The sequence below is a fragment of the Persicobacter psychrovividus genome, assembly GCF_036492425.1.
GTDB lineage: Bacteria > Bacteroidota > Bacteroidia > Cytophagales > Cyclobacteriaceae > Persicobacter > Persicobacter psychrovividus.
In genome coordinates, this window is sequence record NZ_AP025292.1 from 1,713,198 (window position 1) to 1,736,783 (window position 23,586).

Annotated in this window: 8 protein-coding genes; 1 reads left to right on the top strand and 7 read right to left on the bottom strand. The window is 44.8% G+C overall.

Translation table 11 applies throughout. From position 1 onward, the window contains the following. Nucleotides 1-5: 5 nt before the first annotated feature. From AABK40_RS07450 to AABK40_RS07460, 3 genes are all read right to left on the bottom strand, one after another. Nucleotides 6-3,197: a SusC/RagA family TonB-linked outer membrane protein gene (locus AABK40_RS07450; protein ID WP_338396628.1), complete on the bottom strand. Its 3,192-nt coding sequence runs from the start codon at nt 3,195-3,197 to the stop codon at nt 6-8. A gap of 901 nt (nt 3,198-4,098) precedes the next feature. Next, nucleotides 4,099-8,850: an InlB B-repeat-containing protein gene (locus tag AABK40_RS07455; protein WP_338396629.1), complete on the bottom strand. Its 4,752-nt coding sequence runs from the start codon at nt 8,848-8,850 to the stop codon at nt 4,099-4,101. A gap of 1,670 nt (nt 8,851-10,520) precedes the next feature. Further along, entirely contained in the window at nt 10,521-14,378 is a 3,858-nt protein-coding gene (locus tag AABK40_RS07460; protein ID WP_338396630.1) for an InlB B-repeat-containing protein, read from the bottom strand. 398 nt (nt 14,379-14,776) lie between these two features. On the opposite strand from AABK40_RS07460, the gene AABK40_RS07465 reads away from it, so the two are divergent. Beyond that, nucleotides 14,777-15,490 (top strand): hypothetical protein, encoded by a 714-nt coding sequence (locus AABK40_RS07465; RefSeq protein ID WP_338396631.1) that lies wholly within the window; start codon nt 14,777-14,779, stop codon nt 15,488-15,490. Nucleotides 15,491-15,575: 85 nt separating this feature from the next. On the opposite strand, the gene AABK40_RS07470 is transcribed toward AABK40_RS07465, so the two are convergent. The 4 genes from AABK40_RS07470 to AABK40_RS07485 all read right to left on the bottom strand — a co-directional run bounded on the left by AABK40_RS07470 (nt 15,576) and on the right by AABK40_RS07485 (nt 23,574). Beyond that, the gene (locus AABK40_RS07470; RefSeq protein ID WP_338396632.1) at nt 15,576-17,108 is read right to left on the bottom strand and encodes a sulfatase family protein; all 1,533 of its coding nucleotides are present in this window, start codon (nt 17,106-17,108) and stop codon (nt 15,576-15,578) included. Nucleotides 17,109-17,325: 217 nt separating this feature from the next. Further along, nucleotides 17,326-18,792 carry a sulfatase gene (locus tag AABK40_RS07475; protein ID WP_338396633.1) on the bottom strand — a complete coding sequence of 489 codons (1,467 nt, stop codon included), beginning with the start codon at nt 18,790-18,792 and terminating at the stop codon, nt 17,326-17,328. Further along, nucleotides 18,789-22,052, bottom strand: coding sequence for an Ig-like domain-containing protein (locus AABK40_RS07480; protein ID WP_338396634.1), 3,264 nt, complete (start codon nt 22,050-22,052; stop codon nt 18,789-18,791). The genes AABK40_RS07475 and AABK40_RS07480 overlap by 4 nt, the downstream gene beginning before the upstream one ends. Before the next feature lie 7 nt (nt 22,053-22,059). After that, nucleotides 22,060-23,574, bottom strand: a complete 1,515-nt coding sequence (locus tag AABK40_RS07485; protein ID WP_332919281.1) for a hypothetical protein — start codon at nt 23,572-23,574, stop codon at nt 22,060-22,062. Nucleotides 23,575-23,586: the final 12 nt, after the last annotated feature.

Below are 23,586 nucleotides of genomic sequence, written 5' to 3' on the forward strand. Positions count from 1 at the left end.
TCAGATTAAAATTTAAGATTGACACCCAGCTTCAAAGTCATTGCCTGAGGAGGGTTGTTTTTAATAACACCAGGGGCGATGTTTCCAGCCATAGGGCTGAAGTTGGCCTTGGAGTTCATGGCTTCAGGATCCCATCCTGGATAATTTGTGAAGGTTAACAAGTTGGATCCTGTTGCAAAAACACGGATGCCTTCCATACCAATTCGCTTCACGACTTCTTTTGGAATATTGTAACTGATCGTTACGTTTTGCAGACGGATGAAAGATCCATCATAAAGGAAGCGCGTAGAACGGTTCAATCGATCTACCTGCCCTAAGGCTAAAGGATGGTCGTACATCTGCTTTGGCACATTAGTAACGTCACCAGGATTTTGCCATCTTTCATCATATACAAACTGTGGCACATTCGTCAATCTGTTGCCCGCAGCCATATAAGAAGTACGGGTTAGCTCGTCATCATACAGCCAGTTGCCGTAGTTGAGGTAAAAGTTAAATGAAAGGTTAAAACCTTTGTAGGAAACATTGTTATTCCATGAACCTGTGAAGGTTGGCAAACCAGATTTACCATCGATGGTCTGAATCAGCCCTTCCATTTCTGCCTTTGTTGGACGAGAAGGATCAGCAAATTCAAAAGGCAGGCCTGTTGCAGGATCTTCAAACATTTCGTTTCCTGTCTGAGGATCAACACCCAGCCATTTTACCATTTGATAAGAAGCCACACTTCCACCGATCATTGGGAAAGCCAACTGCCCTTCCTGCTCAAGAATTTGAGGATCTACCGCCAGAGACTCTACTCGGTTACGAAGGAAAGCACCATTGATACCCGTGTTCCAACGAACTGCACCACTTTGAATCACATCATACTGGAAAGAGAATTCATAACCCCAGTTTCTGATCTCTCCACTATTGGCAATATATTTTCCGCCACCAGCGGTACCAGGCAAGGTTAAGCTCGCCAAAAGGTCGGTGTTTAATCGATTATAATAAGCCAAATCCCCTTTCAATCGTCCTTCAAACATCTCGAAGTCAATTCCTAAATCAAGGGCGTAAGCACGCTCCCACCCGATACTCTCGGTAGAGCCTTTCAAACGGTTCGGGTTTAAGCCCGGCATTCCAAGGTAAGAGTTGTTCACTAATGTCCAGCTATAGAAAGAGGCATTCTGATCAATCTCCGCATTACCGGAAATACCAAAAGACGATCTCACTTTCAGGTGATTCAGGGTGGTGTTATTTTTCAGGAATGCTTCTTCAGAAATGTTCCAACCTGCAGATGCTGAAGGGAACACTCCCCAACGGTTTTTAACCCCAAAGCGGGAAGAACCATCGGCACGCACACTCATCCCGACCAGGTAGCGAGAATCAAAACCATATTTTGCACGTGCAAAACCGGAATAGAATACTGCGCCCTGACCACCAGATCGCCATTCTACGATTTCCGAAGCGCTACCCACATTTTTCACGGAGTTTGTGCGCGGGAAACCTACCCCTTTAATACTCAAGAATTGCTGATCCTCTACATAAGTCTCAGTACCTCCAGTAATAGAGAAAGCATGTTTTCCAATCTCGTTATTGTATTCTGCAAACAAGTTGGCGTTGGTATTAAAACGTGCCTGCTTCCATGAATCCGCATATCCGCGGTCATCTTCACCACGGCTTTTCAACGATTTGGTGGTAATCAGTGGACTGAACCAAACCTCACGCTGATAACCCGTGTAGTTCACACTTAAATTACTCTCAATTCTCCAGTGCTCATTCACATCGAAGATAAACTGACCAGAGTTGATTGCGGTAAAACTGTTGGAACGATGGTAGAAATAATCATCATCCAAAGTCGTCGCTACGTTAAACAAACTTGTTGGGCGGTAGAAGGTACCATCAGGGTTATGTGTTGGCAATTGCGGTAGTGCGTTACTGACCATATTCAAACCCGTAGGCTGCGTCCAGTTTTGGAACAAAGCTCCTGAACTTCCGGAAACATTCAAGAAATAAATGTTTGTTGGATACTGAGAGTTCTTAACGTTCGAAATTTTGGTATTAATATTCACCTTCATTCGGTCGGTCAATTTGATACCCGTATTTACCGAGAAAGAAAGGCGGTCATTGTCATTCTGATTCAAAATACCCTCGTGCTGATCATAAGAACCATTCAAACGGTAAACGAAACCATCATTACCACCACTCACACTCATAGAAGCATTTCTTGTACTACCCTGACGATAAATCATATCGTACTTATCAGAATCAATCGTACGAGCTACCTCATCGGTATACCATGTTTTTTCGTCTGTATAAGGCAAAACACGCTTGTCCATAGGCGTTTCGGCATTGTTCCAGCCTTCTTCAAGGTTATTCAGCCAGTTATTTGTTCTCAGGTGCGCCAGCTTGTTTGTTGGGCGCGTAATTCCCTCTGAATAATTCACCGTCCATTTTGCTTTTCCTTTTTTACCGGATTTGGTGGTAATCAGGATCACCCCATTCGCACCACGCGAACCGTAGATGGCGGTTGCCTCTGCATCTTTCAGTACCGTCATCGACTCGATATCATCTGGGTTGATGTTGGTCATCGGGTTATAAGAGGTTCCGAAGTTACCTGTCCCATCTGTTGGATAGGAGCTAAATGGCAAACCATCAATTACATATAACGGATTGGAGTTACTACTCAAGGAACCGGTACCACGTACACGGATGTTCACCGCACCACCAACAGCACCACTCGAACCGGTAACATTCACCCCGGCAGCCATTCCCTGCAATCCTTCCTGAAAACTTGAATTGATTTTGTTTCCAAGATCTTTGGCCTCAATGGTATTGTAGTTACCTGTCGCCAATTTTTTTGAAGTTGTACCGTAACCAATAACGATCACCTCCTCCAACGCCTGCACGTCTTCGGCAAGATTCACATTAATTACGGACTGATTTCCCACCTTAATTTCTTGAGGCAAAAAGCCCATAAAAGAAACTGTCAATACTGTTGATCGCGGGTCATTAATACTTAAAGAAAAGGAGCCGTCGAAACTCGTCACTACTCCGTTAGTCGTTCCCTTCACTTTCACCAATGCACCAGGCAAAGGCTCTCCATCTGATTTGGAGGTCACTGTTCCCTTAATTTGGGATTGCGCCATTACTTCTACTCCTAAATGCAAGAGCATAAATAGGATCAGTAATCGACCTCCGAGCTTGTAAAAAAATGTGTCCATATAGTATAAATAGTTTGGGTACACACCTTGCGATGTGCTGTCATTTTCAAAAAATCATATGCGATAATGACAAAAAATTTTTTCCGTATACTTTTTTTTAGCCAAATGACAGCAGAAGACCTCATTTTATTTTTCAAAAGGTTTTTAAGAGGCTCAAAAGATAGGATAAAACACTTACTGACAATGAATTACCGACAAATACCCGACCTTACAAAAACCGCTGAGATTTACTGCTGTTTCTCTCCTATTTACCCAAATAAAAGATTAGAAGTGGCTGAAAATACATGAAAATACCCTTTGAAGGCCGAGTATCGACCATGGTGTGTGGACAATTTAAATAGGTAAGATAATTGTAAAGTTGAATTCATAGTCTGGGGGATGGTTGATGAATAAATGTTTAAAAATAAAAATGGGTGAAAAAATAAGCAACACCCAAAACAGCACAGCTACTTGTGCTACTTTTAATCTAAGTATTAATTAGCCTTAATTTGATTGCTAATCTTATAAGGCTGAAAGCTGCCTTTTGCCCTATATCAAAATCAAGTTTATTTCATTAAAAAATATAATAAATCCGGTACGATCTCCTTCCATGAGAAGTAAAATATAATTAATCAAAGATCAACTAAACCAACCGTTATCATGAATAAAGTTAAAAACTGAATTAAATCATAAAATTTTGATTAAAAAATCATTTTTTTAATTGAGTGAATGATTTTGACCACCAAAAATACCACCCATCAAAATTGCATTATTTACATACCGAGCAAAAAAAACACACTACTCCATAAAGTAGTGTGCTTTAATATTAGTGGTCATTCGTCAATCAATAACCTCAATGTAAGTGCGTTATTGATTTTGAAATGCTCCTGCCATTTTCAGTCCTAATTCCAAACCAATAGGCTTAATTTCTTTTAATCAGCAACTTTTCGATCTGCCCATTGAAGCTCACGAAATACATGCCTTCTGGCAAGTGACTAACATCAATGGGTTTTCTGCCTGCCTGAATTTGAATCGATGCCACTGTTTTGCCCAGCGCATTGTAAATGATTAACATTCCTCCTGCATCCGAGGCGCTGAACATAAACTGACCAGCAGCGGGGTTAGGATAAATTTTACTGCTCGATTCCTGGCGGCTTCCTAAAGGGATTTGCTCAAAAATTGCCTCAATCTCCAAATCTTCCTGCCCAATGGTGACATAACTTTTGGCTTCATTAACATCTTCTACGGCTTGGGTATCTCCTGTCCAATGCAAAAATACCTCACCCGTTGGAACCGTAGCTGTAATTTCAACCCGATTACCTTCCAGATAATTTCCACTACCGGATCCTCCTGTTACTGTCAAAGTATATAACTGTTCGATCTCCTCAAAAATCGCCTCAATAGCAACCGCTTGCGCTGGCATCGTCAGTGTTGTGCTTGCCACTTCTGCATTCTCCAAGTATTCAACATCCCCAGACCAATGACTAAACTCCTGACCTTCGGGTGCTGTATCAGCCATAATAGCAACCTCAGTACCAACAGCATAATTGCCGCTTCCGCTGCCATCGGTTACTGATAATTCAAATTGAAGGGTTTCGTAAGTGGCTGTAAGGCTGATGTCCTGCCCCGGCATTACTATTGTTGTTGCCGCAGAATTCACATCAGAAACATAATCTGTATCACCTGACCAATAGGCAAAGGTTGTTCCCTCGGGCGCCGCTTCTGCTACAATAGCAACCTCAGCACCAACAGCATAACGGCCACTTCCGCTGCCATCGGTTACTGTCAAAGTATATGACTGTCCGATCTCCTCAAAAATCGCCTCAATAGCAATCGCTTGCGCTGGCATCGTCAGTGTTGTGCTTGCCGCTTCCGCATTCTCCAAGTATTCAACGTCCCCAGACCAATGACTGAACTCCTGACCTTCAGGTGCTGCTTCAGCCACAATATCAACTTCAGTGCCAACAGCATAACGGCCACTTCCGCTACCATCGGTTACTGATAATTCAAAATGAAGGGTTTCGTAAGTGGCTGTAAGACTGATGTCCTGCGCAGGCATCACGACTGTTGTTGCCGCAGAATTCACATCAGAAACATAATCTACATCACCTGACCAGGCCAAAAATGTCTCTCCTTCCAATGGCGTTTCCGCCCGAATTGCAACCTCATCCCCTTCTTCATACTGACCGCTACCTGCTCCGCGGTTTACCATCAAATTAAATAGCGTGAGTGGTTGTTCGAAACGCGCACGTAGATAAATATTTCGATTAGGCATCGTGAATGTTTGCGTGGTATTCATCGGGTCATCTTCCAAAATAAAAGTTGCCCCTTCCCAGCCGACAAATTCTAAGCCTTCGGGCGCCACATCAGCCTGAACGGTTACCGATGCCCCAGCAGAAAAATAGCCGGAGCCACTTCCGTTTTCGATCGTCAGCTCCACCTTCGGCGCTTCGCCAATCCAGGTGATATTATCGATATGGACAGGTGATTTTGAATTACTTACACAAACAATTTTCAGTTCTGTGCCCGCGGCCATGTCAAGATTTTCCCAACTGAATTCCTCCGCTGCCGACTGATTTATCGGTACTTCCACCGTCTGAAGAAGCGTTCCGTTCAAATAAACCTCCAAAGCTCCATTTTCTCGCCCATCGCCCATTTGGTTCTGCTGTGCCTGAAATTTCAAGGTATGAAAACCGATCGGGATGATGCCTTTAATTTCTGCAGAAGTCAAATTATCACCGCTACCGGTTTGCCCTCTTAATCTCAGGGTGTTGCCGTCAATAACCGATGTTCGCGACACTTCTTCCAAAGCCCAGTTCACCCCATGGTTACCTACAAAAGTAACACCACGTTGCCATGGCGCGTAATCGGGCAAATGGCCAAAAGTTTCGATGCCCTGCGATGCGGTTCCATGCTGAATTATCGCGATATTTTTGGACTGACACCCATAGACTGAAATTACCGCATGGCGTGTAATCGCCCCGCCGTAAGGCTCCACCTCCACGGTCAGCTGATCTCCTTCCCTTTCCACTTTGGCAAAACCGTGATCCACCTCAAAATCAAATGCTTCATAACTGGTTACGGCTATGGTCGCGGTTCCCCCTTGTGCATCGAAAGTCAATTGATCTTCAGTCAGTAAAATATCACAATCATTTTGCTGCGGCAATGAGCGGCGCCAAGGGCCAACGCCTGCCGTAGCGACATAATAAACTGCACGATCATTTTCCTGAATAATTTTTGCCTGCGTGGTCATGGCATGTGGCATAGCAGTGGCATTTTTCCCGGAGAAAGTCCAGTCAGACCATTGTAATTCTGAATCCTGATCTACGGTTGCTAAAAACACACCCAGCCCTTTTTTGTGGCTGTTCACCATGGTACAAACCACGAGGTGATCGCCATCGGCGGCCAGGCCCCCAATATTTATGGTTCGGCTATTTGCGGCCCACTTTTCTGGACGAATGCTTAAAGACTTGGCAGCATCAAAACCGGTAAACTCCCAGGCTTCGGCAGTGTCAAAATTATCTGCGTAAGGATTTTTATTCAAATACAAACCGTAATGCCCATTGATGGACGTAATCGCGGCAATCCAAACCTGTCCGTTACCACGGTTCCAAACATAAAGGTCGTTGGTAGAGCGGTTGAAACTGTCAGGAAGAATGGTCCAGCTAAACACCCCTTCGTCGTTGCGGTGCCCACGGAAAATCCGGCCATTAGCCCCCGTATTGTGCCCTGCGGCAAAGAGGTAACTGGCATCCGTTGGGTCCACCCATACATCACGAATATCAAAGCCATCCAAGGCTTCAGGAGTGATTTTTCGCCAGTCCTGAGTACCATCATACACTGCCTCAATGTCTTCAGCAACCCATATTCCACCGTCGGCAGTACCAGCGATACCACGGGTACCCACATATACTCTTCCAAGTTGATGACTGTCGTGGGTCATGACCCTGAAATTTCTTGAAGGCAGCCCCTGAGTTTCTCCGGCACCATTAGGCACGGCACCACCAATCAGTTTCCAGTCAGATTTATCATTCAACGTTTCCGTGTTCAATTTCAAAGCATACAAGGCTCCAGCGGTAGGGCTTGGTGCCCCAAAACCTTTTCGGGCATCTACGAGTACCATTGGGCTTTCTGTGGGTACTGTCAGCACCGACATCACATTGGTTACTCCCTGTGGCCCTTCTTCAGAAGTCCATGAATAGCCATAATCAAAACTCTGCAAAAGCCCATGATCGGCATTCCCCTGCAACATGTAATTTTCATAAACATCCATATCGTAGGCATATGGCGAGGCGAATCCCCTTGTTCGCGACATGGTATGGCTGGTGGCTGAGCTTTGAATGATTTCGCCGTAAATCTCGTGCCAGCTTGCTGCACTACAAGGAAAACCATCGGCCAAAGGGTCGCCCAAAAAGACATTCATCCCACCCATGGCAACAATAGCAGGGGCGTTCCAGCTTTTCGGAGCGTAATCATAGGCACGAACGATAAAAGCACGTTCTTCCCAGCCCACCTCAAACTCAAAACAATTTCCATTGGCGCCTTTGGTTGGTTTTTCAATAATTTTCTCCCAGGAATGTTGCTGAAGCTCATCTTGCTGATCAAAATTGAGTGTCGCTTCCCAAAGCCCTACCCGATTGGCATTGTTACTCCAGACGGTTCCTATCAGTAATTTTTGTTCCGTGGCCGTTGAACGTGGGTCTACCTTGGGGTTATACCACTCCGCAGTACTGGCCAGGTTGTTCATCACCTTTGTCCATTGGCCCAATGTACCATCCTCATGGATATTGGCATGAAAGATTTCCCATCTTTTATCCTCGTAACTGGATCCGCCCTGTGTCTGATAAACCGCATACAGATGCTTCCCTGAGGCATCGATGGTCAGCCCGCGAGATCCACCGTCAGGCCGACTGTTACAATTGGTGGCATCTCCAGCGCCCCTCAAAGCATTTTCGGGGGCATCTATAAGCTGAAAAGAAGCACCCTGATCCTGCGAACGGTAAATGCCACTTGCGGCACCTATATAAATATCATCTGAAAATGGGTGAACGGCCACACCGAAAACATGTCGATAGCCGGGAGTCTGCTCATAAACTGCCGTTTCCCAACTCATCCCTGCATCATGGCTGATGTAAATATTTCGGACACCATTGAACTTGCCTGAGGCTAAATCCTGTACAGGTTCAAGAATGGCATTCTGACATTTTTGAGGGTCTTTATTTTGCCAGCCTGGTGCCAAAACAACCATTTGGTCGTTGGAACTGATCCCGATCGAGGCAATAGCGTCGCCTTCCGTGATTGGAATCGTTGCCCAGGTAACTTCAAGCGGATGGTCCGTCCAGGCGTTATCAGAAATATTGGCTCCATAAAGCCCCCCCTGATACATGCGGCTGCCATTCTTTTCCTGCAACAGGGTAAAAGACATCCCATGAACAAGGTCCCGGCTTACGTGGGTCCAATGCTGACCAAAATCATCTGAACGGTAAATGCCTTCCATGTCGGAAGAAAACCAGATGCGCCCTTCCGTTTGGCGATCAAAGTACAGGTCCTGAATTTGCCCACCCCCACCAGGGTTGAGACTTTCCCACTGATCTGCATCGCCAAAATTTTGACCGCTAACCATGAAGGAGCAACAAAAAATAAACAGGCTTAAAAAATGTAGTCTTAATATCATTGTGTATCATTTATAGGTTGACAGAAAACGATCCGCCATATACCGACCGGTTTTCTCTTCATACTATTTTAATACAAATGCGCTACAAATCACTTATAGATGACCGCCGAACTCTTTTAATTATCCATTTGATATAATTTTATTGATCTCCCCTCTGATCAAGATGTCCTCAACCCCTCGGAAACAAAACTCAAACTCCTAAAAAACAGCCGATTACTTACCAAATCAGGAATACTACTCTATGAACGGTGGATCTTCATCACCAATATATTGCAAGGAAAAATGCCTGAAATTACCGTGATATTTTCTATCACTTGCCGAAATAAGACCTTTTTATAGTCGAAAAAACACTAAAGTATCTTGAACTGAAGGCCAAAAAATATTTTTCAAGGCTGCCGTCGATCAAAACAGGAAGTTGGGTCCATGGTCAAAATTTATTGTAAGCATCCCACTCGGGATCAATATTATTCTTACCATTAGCTTGTCACGAGACAGAGTCGCGCGACAGGTCATTGAGGTAATTTGTAGGCTTGATTAGCCTCTCACGAGACGGAGTCTCGCGACAGGTCATTGGGGTAATTTGTAGGCTTGATGATATTCTCACGAGACAGAGTCGCGCGACAAGTCATTGGGGTAATTTGTAGGCTTGATGAGATTCTCACGAGACGGAGTCGCCCGATAGGTCATTGGGGTAATTTGTAGGCTTGATTAGATTCTCACGAGACAGAGTCGCCCGATAGGTCATTGGGGTAATTCACCGCCTTGATAAGCTTGTCACGAGACAGAGTCGCGCGACAGGTCATTGAGGTTATTTGTAGGCTTGATTAGCCTCTCACGAGACGGAGTCTCGCGATAGGTCATTGAGGTTATTTGTAGGCTTAATTAGCTGCTCACCAGACGGAGTCTCGCGATAGGTCATTGGGCTAATTCGCAACCTTGATAAGCTTGTCACGAGACGGAGTCTCGCGATAGATCATTGAGGTTATTTGTAGGCTTGATGAGCTGCTCACGAGACAGAGTCGCCCGATAGGTCATTGGGGTAATTTGTAGGCTTGATTAGATTCTCACGAGACAGAGTCTCGCGACAGGTCATTGGAATAATTCGCAGCCTTGATGAGCTGCTCACGAGACAGAGTCTCGCGACAGGTCAATGGGCTAATTCGGAGCCTTGATGAGCTGCTCACGAGACGGAGTCGCGCGACAGGTCATTGGGGTAATTTGTAGGCTTGATTAGATTCTCACGAGACGGAGTCGCGCGACAGGTCATTGGGGTAATTTGTAGGCTTGATTAGATTCTCACGAGACGGAGTCTCGCGATAGATCATTGAGGTTTTTTGTAGGCTTGATTAGATTCTCACGAGACGGAGTCTCGCGATAGATCATTGAGGTTTTTTGTAGGCTTGATTAGATTCTCACGAGACGGAGTCTCGCGATAGATCATTGGGGTAATTTGTAGGTTTGATTAGCTGCTCACGAAACGGAATCGCACGATTGGTCATTGGGTCAATTTATAGTCCTGCTCGGGATTAATATTTATGATAACTGATTTATTCGGCGAAGAAGTAATTCCTGGATAAAGAGCATTGAAAACAAAAAGTTTAAAAACAAAAAAGCCCACGACCTACCAAAATATCGTGGGCTGAGGGAAGAATACCCTCTTTAATTAAACACTAATGAGTAACAATCAGCTTGGTGCTTTTCATTCCAAACTGAACAATATAAATTCCTGACTGAAGGCCTGAAATATCGACGCGCCCCTGATTATCGGTAATGGACTGCTGAATTAAGGCTCCCTGCGGACTAAAAATATTGATGGTCGTTTTTTGATCTAAGGAAGGGATGACGAAATGTCCTTTTGCAGGATTCGGCATAATGACAAGTTGTGTTCCATCGGAAGCATTTAGAGGCTGTGTTTCATAAGTCGCCTCCACCTTTACGCCATGGGCAGGCATGGTAACGGCAGTTTTGGGTGCCGTAGCATCTTCCAAAAATTCCGTATCGCCTGTCCAGGCCACAAAGCGCGCGCCTTCTGCTGGTGCATCCGCTTCAATCGTAACGATTTCCCCCTTTGGGTATCTGCCTTCATTGGTCCCGTTAATCACTTTCAACAGGTACACAATTTCCCGATATGAAGATTTGATATTCACCTCTTCAGCAGGCATGGTAATGGTGGTTTCACGGTCGCCAGCATCATCAAGCGCTGCTACATCACCCGTCCACTGATCGAACAGAAAACCCTCAGCAGGATCATCGGCCTTGATACTGATACGATCGCCAAGCTGATAAAACCCACTGCCTTCTCCGCCTTCTACATTCAAGGCGTAAGTAGCTGTTTTGTAGGTCGCTTGTACCACCGCGTCTTTTGAAGGCACGATCATGGTTGTGGAGGCCTGATTGACATCCGAAATGGTGGCTACTGCACCCGTCCAACGGTCAAACATCAACCCTTCGTCGGCAGCATCAGCAGTAATGCTTACCGCTTCCCCCACTTCATAATCACCGCTTCCTGCTCCACCAACTACCGTCAGCGTTACGGAGGTCGGCACAAATTCCGCCCACAGATTAACGTTTCTTTCAGGCATCACGAAAGTTTGTTCGCGTTCTTCCAGCGCCTGTCCGAGCACAAAAGTAGCCCCTGCCCAATTCAAAAATACCCCTGCGCCTTCATCGGCATTGGCGCTTACGGTAACCTGTTGGCCTGCTTCATAAAAGCCTGCGCCTGTGGCATTCTTTAAAATCAGCTCATATTTTTTGCTTTCCGCAGCTTCCTGAATGATTGAGAGGTGTTCGCTTCCGCAGCCCATCACGGCAAGAACTCCCTGCCGGTCAACCACATCACCATAAGGTGCCACAGTGATGGTCAGTGTGCGGCCATTTTTTGCTACGGATATAAAATCATGATTCACCGCAAGCTCAAAATCTGCTGCACCTCCAACAGTTATGGATTGGGATCCTCCTTCAGCAGGAAAAACCAAAGTGGATTTCGGCAAAGACAAATCACAATCAGTTACGGGAAGGCTTCTTCTCCAGGGCCCAATACCCGCCGTTGCGACATAATAATAAGGCGTATCGTTTTCTATAAAAATCTTGGCCTGATTGGTCATCGGGTGAGGCATTGAAACCTGATTTTTCCCCGAGTACGTCCAGTCGCTCCAGCTCAAGTTTTCATCATCAGTAACTTTCGCCAAAAAGACGCCAAGCCCTTTTTTGTGGGTCCCGATCATGGTACAGGCCACGAGGTAGTCGCCATATGCGGCCAATCCACCAATATTTATCGTGCGTTCCCTGACCTGCCATTTTTCTGGTCGGATTTCCAAAGAAGCCTCCGTATCAAAGCCGGTATATTCCCAGGCGGCAGCGTTATTGAAATTGGCAGCCTGCGGCGATTTATTGATATAAATGCCATAGACATTATTGATGGTGGTTGCGGCTACCAGCCAGCTGCTGCCATTACCACGATCCCATGCATAAAGGTCGGTGGTTCCTTTATTAAAGCTACTCGGCAAATCGGTCCAGGTATAGGAACCGTCGGCATTGCGCTTCCCACGGAAAATCCGCCCACTGTTACCCGAATGGTGTCCAGCGCAATAAATATAATCGCTATCATAGGGGTCCACCCAAACATCCCTGACGTCAAAATTATCAAAACTGCTATCCGTAATTTTTCGCCAGTTTTCCTGCCCCTCATAAACCGCCGAGATGTCATCAGCAAGATATATTCCTCCTTTGGTTCCTGTCCATGATGCGCCCCTTGTTCCGATATAAACCCGCTGGGGGATCGATGGATCATTGGTGATGACCCGATAATTTCTCGAAGGCAAGCCATTAGTTGTGGCAGCCGACGAAGAACTGCTTCCGCCGATCAGCTTCCAGTCGGAAGCATTACCCATTTTTTCGAGGTTCAATCGGTGGGCATACAAACCACCAGACACGGGACTTGGCGCGCCCCAGCCTACTCTTCCATCCACTAAAACCAATGGGTTGTCCCCTTCGATGATCAGTGTAGCCATGGCATTGGTAACATTCGAAGGTCCCGCTTCAGAGCTCCACGAATAGCCATAATCAAAACTCTGAAGCATTCCGTGGTCCGCATTTCCCTGTACCATATAGTTTTTATAAGCGGACATATCATAGGCGTAGGGAGAAGCAAAACCGCGTGTGCGCGACATGGTGTGCGTGGAGGCCTCACTTGGAACCACCATGCCATACACCTCTTTCCAGCTGCCAGGTGTACATGGAAAACCTTCATTTGCTGGATTTCCGAGGAAGACATTCATGCCGCCCATCGCTAAAATGGCTGGATTACTCCACGACAATGGTGCATAATCAAAGGCCCGAACGATAAAGCCCCGATCTTCCCACCCAATTTCAAAATCGAAACAGTTGGCCGTGGAAGGCTTGTCGATGATCCACTCCCACTGATCTGATACCAGCGCATCCTGTTCATCAAAATTGAGGGTATTTTCCCACAAACCCACACGGTTGACATTATTTCCCCAAACGACCCCGACCATCAGCTTTTGGCTGTTTGCTGTCGAGCGAGGATCAACTTTGGGATTGTACCATTCACAGTTGTCCTGAAGGCCAGTCATGATTTTTTCCCAGTCGCCCACGGCACCGTCTTCCCCAATGGAAGCATGGTAAACCGCCCACCGTTTGTCAAGGTAATTGGATCCTCCCTGTGTTTGGTAAACGGCATAAAGGTGTTTGCCTGTGGGGTCGATCGTCAGTCCACGTGAACCACCATCAGGTCGGTTGTTACAGGAATTGGCATAACCTGCCCCACGCAAAGCATCGGCAGGTTCGGGGATCAAAGTAAAAGAATGCCCCTGATTGGTGGACTGATAAACTCCACTCGCCGAGCCAATAAAAATATGATCATTTTGGGGGTGAATGGCTACGCCGAATACATGGCGGTATCCTTCTTCGGCCTCATAGTTCACCGATTCCCAGCTGCTGCCAGCATCACGGCTGATGTAAATATTTCGCTTTCCATTAAATTTATCGGTCGTCAGGTCCTGCACAGGCTCCAAAAGTGCCTTTTGACATTTCTGCGGATCCTTGTTCTGCCAGCCTGGCGCCAGCACAACCGTTTGGTCATCGGAAGAAATAGCAATCGCAGCAATGGCATCGCCCTCGGTAATTGGAATGGGCGTCCAGGTGATGTTCTTCGGATCATCGGCATCGGCATTATCAGAAATATTGGCATTGAAAAGCCCCCCCTGATACATTCGGCTGCCATTATGGGACTGTTTCATGGTGAAAGACATACTGTGAATAAGGTCCCTGCTGACATGCTGCCAGCTATTTCCAAAATCATCGGAACGGTAAATCCCTTCCATGTCTGAAGAAAACCACATCCGGCCTTCTTTCAGCTGATCGAAATATAAATCCTGAATCTGCCCTCCACCACCAGGGTTCAGGCTCTCCCACTGATCGGCGTCGCCAAATTGCTGGGCAAAGCTACTTTGGGCAGGGTAAAAGCCAAAAAATAGCAGAAGGAAAAAATAAGTATAATGTAGTTTCATGAATTGAGGGTTAAGAAAAAATAATGGTGACCTAAGAGCAGGTTCACCCTTCCGATTTAAAAAAAAATCCAGCAAAACATTTCCGAAGCATCTACACTTCACTTTCGATTGCCAAATTCACATAAACAAAGCGAAACAGTGCCCTTGCAAGTGGCCTGTATTGCCTTTGAAACCAAAATTTATCAACCAATGAAAGTTCTGTTACGATGCAAAAAAATCGCCGGGCGTTACCCATTTTCAAACCACCTGATGCCACTCCTTTTTGGCGCGCTGCAGCTGTAAAAATGCTCCTTTTCAATTAAAATATTTTCAGCTTCACCACAGCTGATCAAACCTATTCATTTTTAATATTCGCAAAATGGCGCCACGATGGCGTCCGAAAAACATTTTAAATTATTATGAAAAAATTATTTTTTGCCCTACTATCGATGGTCTTATTTGCTACTGCCTGTAACACCACACCGGAAATGCTGGAAGAACCAACCGGCACTTTGAGCCTTGCGCTAAACATCAACTTACCTGACCATGCGAGAGCGACACAGGAGGACATGGGAAACCTGATTCTGGATTTGGTGATCGACGGTAAGGACTATCAGATTACGGAGGAAGCGTCGGATATCATTCTTTCCGCAGGAGAGCATACCGTACAGGAAGCCAGTTTTATGCATGACGGCATTAAGTATGTGCTCATTCAGCCTACCGTTTTCAATATCCGTGTGAATGAAACCACTGATCTGTCATTGGATATGATTCAGGATCAAACGGATGACCATTTGGGAGAAACCACCATTTCGGTAAATGTATCGCCTTATAAAGCCATTGAGGCGGGTTACCGAGTGGTGAAGGTGAAGAATGGTGCTGATTTTACCCGCGTGGACGTTGCCGGTATTTATGAACTGAAGCAAAAGGGGTTTCATACTTTACGCATGAACAACGGTACTGATGAGCCGATGAAATTTACAGTGAATGACCTGCATGCTGGACAGACGGAAATCATTATTGTGCCTGCAAAATTCACTTACTTCAAGGTTTATGATTTAGCAGAAGGATCAAACAATGTAACGTTGAAAATTTCTTATGCTGATGTGGTCAACAAGCACTTGAGCCTATAATTCTTCACTGAGGTTACAAAAAACAAAAAGCCTGAAAGTCGATAAGACCTTCAGGCTTTTTAATTTTATCTGTTTTGCAGGATGCTTAAATGGCTTTTTTCCAGCCACGAATCTGATCCAGTTCGTCTTGCATTTTCTTCACCAACTCAGGGGAAGTCGGTGCCAAATCGTTCTGCTCGGCAGGGTCTTCCTTCAGGTTGAATAACTGTCGGTTAACCTGTCCTTTTTTCGGCTTAATAATTCTTGGTTTGGTAAAACCACCGGAGCCCAAATGCTCAATGAATTTATAATCTCCCGATTGCAAACCGAAGGTTCCTACCTGCGAATGATAAACGGCGGATGTTCTTCCTTTGAAGCCTTTTTCATTCATCAAGGCACCATAGAAACTATGGCTATCCACGGCTCCACCCACAGGGATTTCGGCATTGACCACCTCTCCCATTGTTGCGACAATATCATTCAACATCACCAAGTCATTGCGTCGGTTGTTGGCAGGAATATGTCCTTTCCATTTCATGATCAGCGGCACACGGTGTCCGCCTTCGTAAAGGTCACCTTTTTGACCACGGAATTTACCGTTGGCACGGTGACCGCTGCCACCCAATTCCTGAATAGAACCAATCGAAGCGCCATTATCGGAACTGAAAATAATGATCGTATTGTCCAACTGTCCTGTCTTTTCCAACACTTTCTCCAAACGCCCCACATAGGCATCCATCATCGTAACAAAATCACCGTATTTTCCGGCACCTGATTTGCCAATAAACTCATCAGCAGGAAGCCAAGGCGTGTGTGGTGCGGTGAATGGCAAATAAATGAAAAATGGTTTGTCCTGATCTTTTGTGATAAAAGCGGAAGCCTTGTCCACGAAAGTATCCAAAACCTCATTTGGGTCGAATCCGCTGGTGGATAAACCTCCACGCCAGAAATCTTTTTTGTTGTCGATCTGATGTTTTTCATCCTGCAAAGCACTGTCAAGCGCACTTACGTAATGTGCATCCTCGACAAAACCATAAGGCGGGATATCCAAAGAGGCAGAGATGCCATAAAAATGATCAAACCCTCTTTTGTTGTGCCATTGCTGATCGGTGAAAGGCGCATTAGGCTTGACGTCTTTTTCTTTGGCCAAGACTTGAAAGAAGATCTTATCTTTGGTTCTCTCTTCATAGTTGGAATCATCGGCCAATTCCCACGGCAAGCCCAAATGCCATTTTCCAATGGATGCCGTGCGGTAACCTTTGGATTGAAACATTTTCCCGATCGTGAACTCATCCTCTTCGATCAATGGCTGATCGAAGCCAAAAAGCACGCCACTTTGCAGCTTCGAACGCCAGCTGTAACGGCCTGTCAAAACAGAATATCGGGTAGGTGTACAAACCCCTGAAGGCGTGTGGGCGTTCATGAATGAAGTTCCCTCTTGCATCAAACGATCAAGATTCGGGGTGTTCATCAAGGGGTTATTGGTATAGGCAGCAATATCGCCATAGCCCATATCATCGGCGAGGATAAACAACACATTAGGCTGTTTGGCCTCGGCGGTGGGTTGTTTTTGGGTAGCAGGACTACATGCCCAACTACATAAAATCAAACTCAAAAATAAGGATGGTATTGTTCTCATGGATGATGCGATGGTTAAAAAAAATGGAGTGAATGCTTGTACAAAGATGTTGCCCAGATCATCAAACAAAAATCAGAGATCGCTATTGTAGGGACGTTGCATGCAACGTCCGTACCGTCCGGTACAAATGTAAACTCCAACAGAAACACTAAAAAAAAAGATATCTTGATCCAAGTGAGATGCCTGAACCAAGATACTTTTTCAAAATAATAAAAACTTACAAATTTTGCTCCTTATCCGGATGAATTCCCCATTCATGTCGGCGTTTAGGATCAAAATCAGGATTGTCTTGTGGTAATTCAGCCTTCACTTCCGACAGGTGATTATCCAACTCCTGAACCAGCTTTGCGGTAAGGGCAGGATCCTGGTCGGCGATATTTTTGCTCTCTCCCAAATCAGAGGAAAGATCATAAATCTCAACTTCTTCGGTGATATAATTTTTGATCACCTTGTAGTTTCCTTTTCTCATCGCACTGGCAGGCTCGCCATGGTGGAAAACCGGATAATGCCAGAACAAGGCGCGATCTTTGGCGGTACTTGTGCCATCAAAGGTTGGGATCATGGATTGTCCATCCAATACTCGATTTCCTTTTTCCACCCCAGCAATCTCCAGGAAGGTCGGATACAAATCAATACCACTTACCGGAATATCCGATACCGTATTGGCTTTGGTATGCCCTGGCCAACGGACCATCATCGGTACACGAATACCGCCTTCGTAAAGATTTCCTTTCTCCCCTTTCAATGGTTTATTTGAAGTTACCGGCTGATTACGGGTATATTTCAAATATTCTTTCCGGTAAGGCTCATGCAAACCACCATTGTCCGAATAGAAGACAATCATGGTGTTGTCGGCCAAATTCAGCTCGTCGATTTTGTCCAAAACAACACCGACATTGTTGTCCAAAGATTTGATCATTCCGGCATACCAAGGGTTATTAACCGGCATGGTGTGTGGCTTGTCTTTGAATTGATTATACAGACTGTCTGGCACTTCCAACGGCAGGTGAACAGCGAAGTGCGAGATAACCAAGAAGAAGGTAGAATCCTGATTTCTTTCCAGAAAATCTACCGCATAATTGGTCAGTGCGTCTGTCAGATAAACTGAATCTTCAATCTGTTGGGTTGGGTAAAACTTCTTATTCAATCCATAATAAGTTCCTCCACCCTGATACATTACCACATCGTCAAAGCCTTGCTTATCGACAAAATATTCTTCTTCATCGCCCAAATGCCATTTGCCGAAATAACCGGTTTTGTAACCCGCATCACGCAATGCCTCGCCGAAAGTTTCTACTTCCAAAGGCAAGTGCTGGGTGCGGTTTACCACTGCGAGCTTTTTTTCATAAGGTCGCCAATGGCCAGGAATCCAGTCTGTAACACCCAAACGTGCAGGGTACTGACCGGAGAACACCCCTGCCCTTGCCGGCGAACAAACCGGTGCCGGAGCGTAGGCATTGGTATAGCGAACCCCCTGCTCTGCAAAAGCATCGATTCGAGGGCTTTCGTGATAGGTGTTGTTGTAACAGCTCAGATCTGCCCAGCCCATATCATCCACATAGATGAAGACCATATTAGGCCTTTTCTCTGAAGATTTGGCATTTGCCTGGCTTTCGGACTGAGATTTTTGAGAACATGCTCCCAATGAAATCATCAGGAGCATGAAAGGAATTAATCGCATCATTGAATCATCAATTTTTGTGAGTATGATGTACGATTATAGAAAATATGAACGATATACATCGACGGATTCAGCGAAGGAATCTTTGATTTTAAAATTTCAGATACCTGCTTGTGATTTCCTGAAAACTGAATTTGAGACTGACCGCTGAAAGAGGTGATACTCAGGCTGATCTCGCCATCAAAAGGATTAATGTTTAAGCCTTCTCCAGATTTAATCACCGATGGGAAAAGCAATATTCCTCCTTTGGACTTGTCATTTGAAAGCGTAAAGTTCCCTTCTCCTTTAGCATTAAAAGAAAATTCTTCAATGGCATTAGATTTTAAGGTGATTTTCGACATCACTTCTGCTATTCCAATGCTGCTATATTCTACTGCAAAGGTTGTCTTTTCTCCTTGTGCCAAGCTTTTCTTCATGTTTGCATCGTCAATCATGAATGCTTCTGCATCACCTTCATTGGTAATTTCAGAGATTTCAAGCTGAATAAAGCCTGTATTTTCCAATACAAAGACTTTACGAATAACATCCTCTTCGTCTTCTGATTTACCAAAATCGATTTCAGCACCCGTCTCGATTACAGTACCCGACTGCGTAACATAAATTTTAGCAACGTTTTCATAAATGTTGGCTTTAACAGCAAAATTCATTTCTGAATTTTCATCAGCATCAGTAACAATCTTTAAGTTTGCTGCCAATTGGCGTTCCGTAGAATGATCAGCCGTCATAGAAACTCTTGACAACCCACCTACTGGAATAGATGCTGGTAAATTCGACAATGTAAAGTTGCCATTAGAAAAGCCTGAAGCATCCTGATCGATCATCAGAGGCTCATTCCCCAGATTTTCAATAAGCAAAGTAAATACATTGGCGCCAGTTTCCACTTCCACATTCCCACAGTCGATCACATCGCCATTACTTAGTTGATCGGTACCAAAAAAGTAGGACGCTTTTTTAAATCGAGGGCTTTGTTCTACTTCACCAGTAAGGTTCAAGACAATGGTCTGATCTGCCTCAGCACCACCAGTAGTAAATCTCAACTTCCCTGAAAATTCACCTAATTCCTGAGCGGTAAATCTCAATCTTTTATCCCAAACTTCACCCGGGTTAATGCCATCTGCTAATGGATCCAATGTAAATCCTTCAGCACCAAACCAACCTGTACTATCGGCCTTGAAAATAGCGATTTCTTTCCCTGAGTTAGACAGGATAAGCTCGTATTCTTTTGTTGTACCAATGTCAATCACTTTAGTCAATTGTGCATCGTGCTCTCCTGGCCCAAAAACCTGACCGTTAAATCTTAACGATAATGCAGAACGCATTTCGGCAACCTCAGCTCTGATCGTGAAGGATTTGAATACCGAACCATCAGCGTTCATCACAGACAGTTGGCTTAGATACTCACCGACCTCTGAGCGGTCAAGTTGAATATATACGCGAGTAAAATCACTACCTTGCTCAGGTACCAAGGTGTACTTAAAGCCATCCAAATTCATAGAAAAAGGACCGTCAGTATTGGAGAATACAAAAGGTTGCTCTGCATGGAACTCAAGAGTTGCTGGTCCAAGGTTTTTAATCGTCAATGCAAATTCATGCACTTCACCTTCCGCAGGAGTTACAGCACCCAAGTCAATACCAAAATCTACTTCTGAACCCTTATCTTCCGCATTAGTCACACGAAGGATGTATTCTGAAGCAACATGAATTACCGACGATTCAACCCAAGCTAAACCGTGAGCGGGAATCGTAATTTGCCCTTCAGTGATTGTTGCTGTTTCTTCAATTGGTGTATTTTCGCGCTCATATTCCTGGCTTGTAAAGTTATAAACCTGACCGTCCAAACCTTCTAAAGTACTTACATCAATCGTTTTGCTCTCTGCAGTATAGTTTACAAACAAGTAGCGGTCTGTTCCTTGACTGTTTTGAGAGAACTTCATTCCCATTACAGGCAAAATACCTTTATCCGTTGGGTCAACGCCATCAATATTAAGCAATGCCGCCGACTCACATCCACGAGAAGCTTTAGACAAAAAGGAATAAGCAACACCAAAAGCATTGATAGGTAATTCTTTACCTACATCTGTAAATTGGTGAAAACACAACAAACCAAGGTTACCATTTTTCATCCAGTTCCAAGCCTGGAAGATAGAAGCCATCCCTAATCCCCAAGAACGTTCACCCTCTTCAGGTTTATTCGATGTAGCATCAAACTCAGTGATCCAGTAATCAAAATCCTTAGGCATTTTTGAACGAAGGCTATCGTGTTCCCAAGATTCTTTTATAGAACCCAAAGCAGCAAGCATATTCTCTTCATCAGTGATCATATTACCATCATGCACACCACCATAGATGTGTAAACTTACCGCATCAATATAATCCTTATCCAAATGAGGCACGACTTTTTCGTTCCAAGCATTACGACGAGTGGTAGCATCATCTGAGTTGGCATCAGAAGCTGTAGCTGCCAATACAACACCCGGAAAACGCTTTTTCAATCGCTCAGCCCAGTTGTTTACTGCCATAGCATATGCCGCACCATCTTCAGGAAATGCCCCTACTAAATCTGGGTAGTTGGTTGAACCTGCAGAATAAGGCTCCACTTGTGCACCACCATTAGAACCTGTACCTGAAGGCCCTTTGGCAAAGAAATACTCATTACCAAACTCAATATACTTAATCGGGATATTGCGATTTTCAGCATCCTCAAGCATGATCATGGCATTGTCATAACGAACATCCATCATGGCCCACCAATCATCACTGCCAGGAGTTTGGTCTATTTCACGTTGCCACAATTGGGTGAAATAATCAGCACCAGGGGTGGTCATGTTCAATACCCACATTACCTCAGTTTGACCCTCCATATGTTTGATCAACTTTTGGAGATCAGAAACTGGGTTTTTTCCACGAGGGAAGGTATTAATCCAGTTGATGACATGTTTTTTGTCGATAAATGCACGGTTAGTTGAGTTGACATCAATTTCACCTTCAGTAACATTAAACAGGCGAGCCTCTTGATAATCCCAATAGGTACTTACAGTACCACCAGGATAGCGAATGAGCGGAGATCCGGTTTTCTCAAAAGCACTACGCATGTTGGCATTATTCCAGGGGTTATTCGTGGTAGCCGTTTGGCTATTAAAACCCGCCATTTCTTTATAGATTTTTTGGGCATTACCGGCCCCGGTGACCGATAACTGGGCTTTTGAAAACTGTGCCGAGCACAACAAAAGCAGTAAAAAAGATAAGTTTAAAAAGTTCTTCATAGAATAGTTATTTTAGGATACAGATTGAAAATGGGGGTAATTCAATATTTGGGTGGTTGGCCAAAACTTTTTCAGATTTGAGACTTTCCCAACCGACCACATTTTGCGCTAATTCCTGATTGTATATGGTGCCGTTCAGCCCAGTAAATAGATCTGGTTTCTGAAGGCTTTTATAGTTGGCGCTGAAATTAATCAGGATTGCAGAGCGTTCGTTAGCCTCATTGGTAAAGGCATAAACTTGCAAGCCTTCGAAGCGTTCTCCTTTATCGTTTTCAAGGAATACCTGATCTTTCACTTCCATAGGAATTGCGGTGGTTTTGCCCTCAATTGCGGTACTGAACAGGCTCGTTGCCACTCCCCCAGCGGTAAGTTCATAAGGTTTTCCAGTATTGAAGCCTTTGGTGTAAATTTGCCCGAAAAGGCCACCTACCAGGTTATGTACACTGGTGATTTCCACAGGACCATTCAAAAATTCCAGGTAAAATACGGAAGTAATGAGGCTATGCGCCCAGCTGTGCAAAGTGATGGAATGATCGTCACGCATATTGAACTCCGTAATCCACAAAGGCAATTCACGGTCATGGTGCAGCTTTTTATAGAAAGACGCTGTTTTTTGGGCATTCACCCACATATTGGTTTGTGCCTTAGGATCTTGAAGCAATGACTTCTCCCAGTCAGCGACGGTCATTTCTCCACCAGGATAGTGACGTGTTGCTGAAGATAAATCCTTGGACCCTTCCGTTCCTGCAGTAATATTGAGGCGCTCTTTGCTACCGTCCAATCCTGAAGGACCATACTTATGGTAAGTAATCGCATCGGCATTATTACAATGTGCCAACACACGATTCGTCCAGTTTTCCTGACGCTTATGGCGCTCAAGGGTAGTTCCTAATACAGAACATTTGGCTTTCGGAAATTCTGCTTTAATGGCAGCGATCCACGCCTGACAAGTATCCCCGTAAATTTCAGGGCTTGGGTACATTTTCTTTGGGAAAGGCAAGTCGAAATATAACTCATTACCCATTTCCACATACTCAATTTCAAGACCTGCCTTTGCCGCACGGCGCAAGTTTCGCAATGCATGCGCTCGGTCTTTGGAGAGCATATTCAGCATAAAAACAGGCTTGGAGTTGGTTTTATGTACCAATTCCGCGAATTGCTCTACGGTATAGCGGTTTTTGCTTTCACGCAAACCCTGGGTCACCACCCATTTGATCATCAGGTTATCAGGCACATCCTGATCGATCCAACCTAAATCCCAGTCCCAATAGTTCCCTATTGTTCCTCCTGGGTAACGGATCGTCTTCACATTCAGGTCCTGAATGGCCTCAATAAATTCTACATTTTTTTCAGGGGCATATTCCCCTACTAAATTGGCATTGACACCGATCATATCGCTATTGATCGCCCGCTTTTTTCCAGGCACAATCTCTTGGTGCTCTTCAATGGTTGAAGGCCCAAAGGCAAATATGAGCCCGACTATGATCGCCACACTCGAAAAATATAAATACTTATACTTCATAGGTTATAAAAA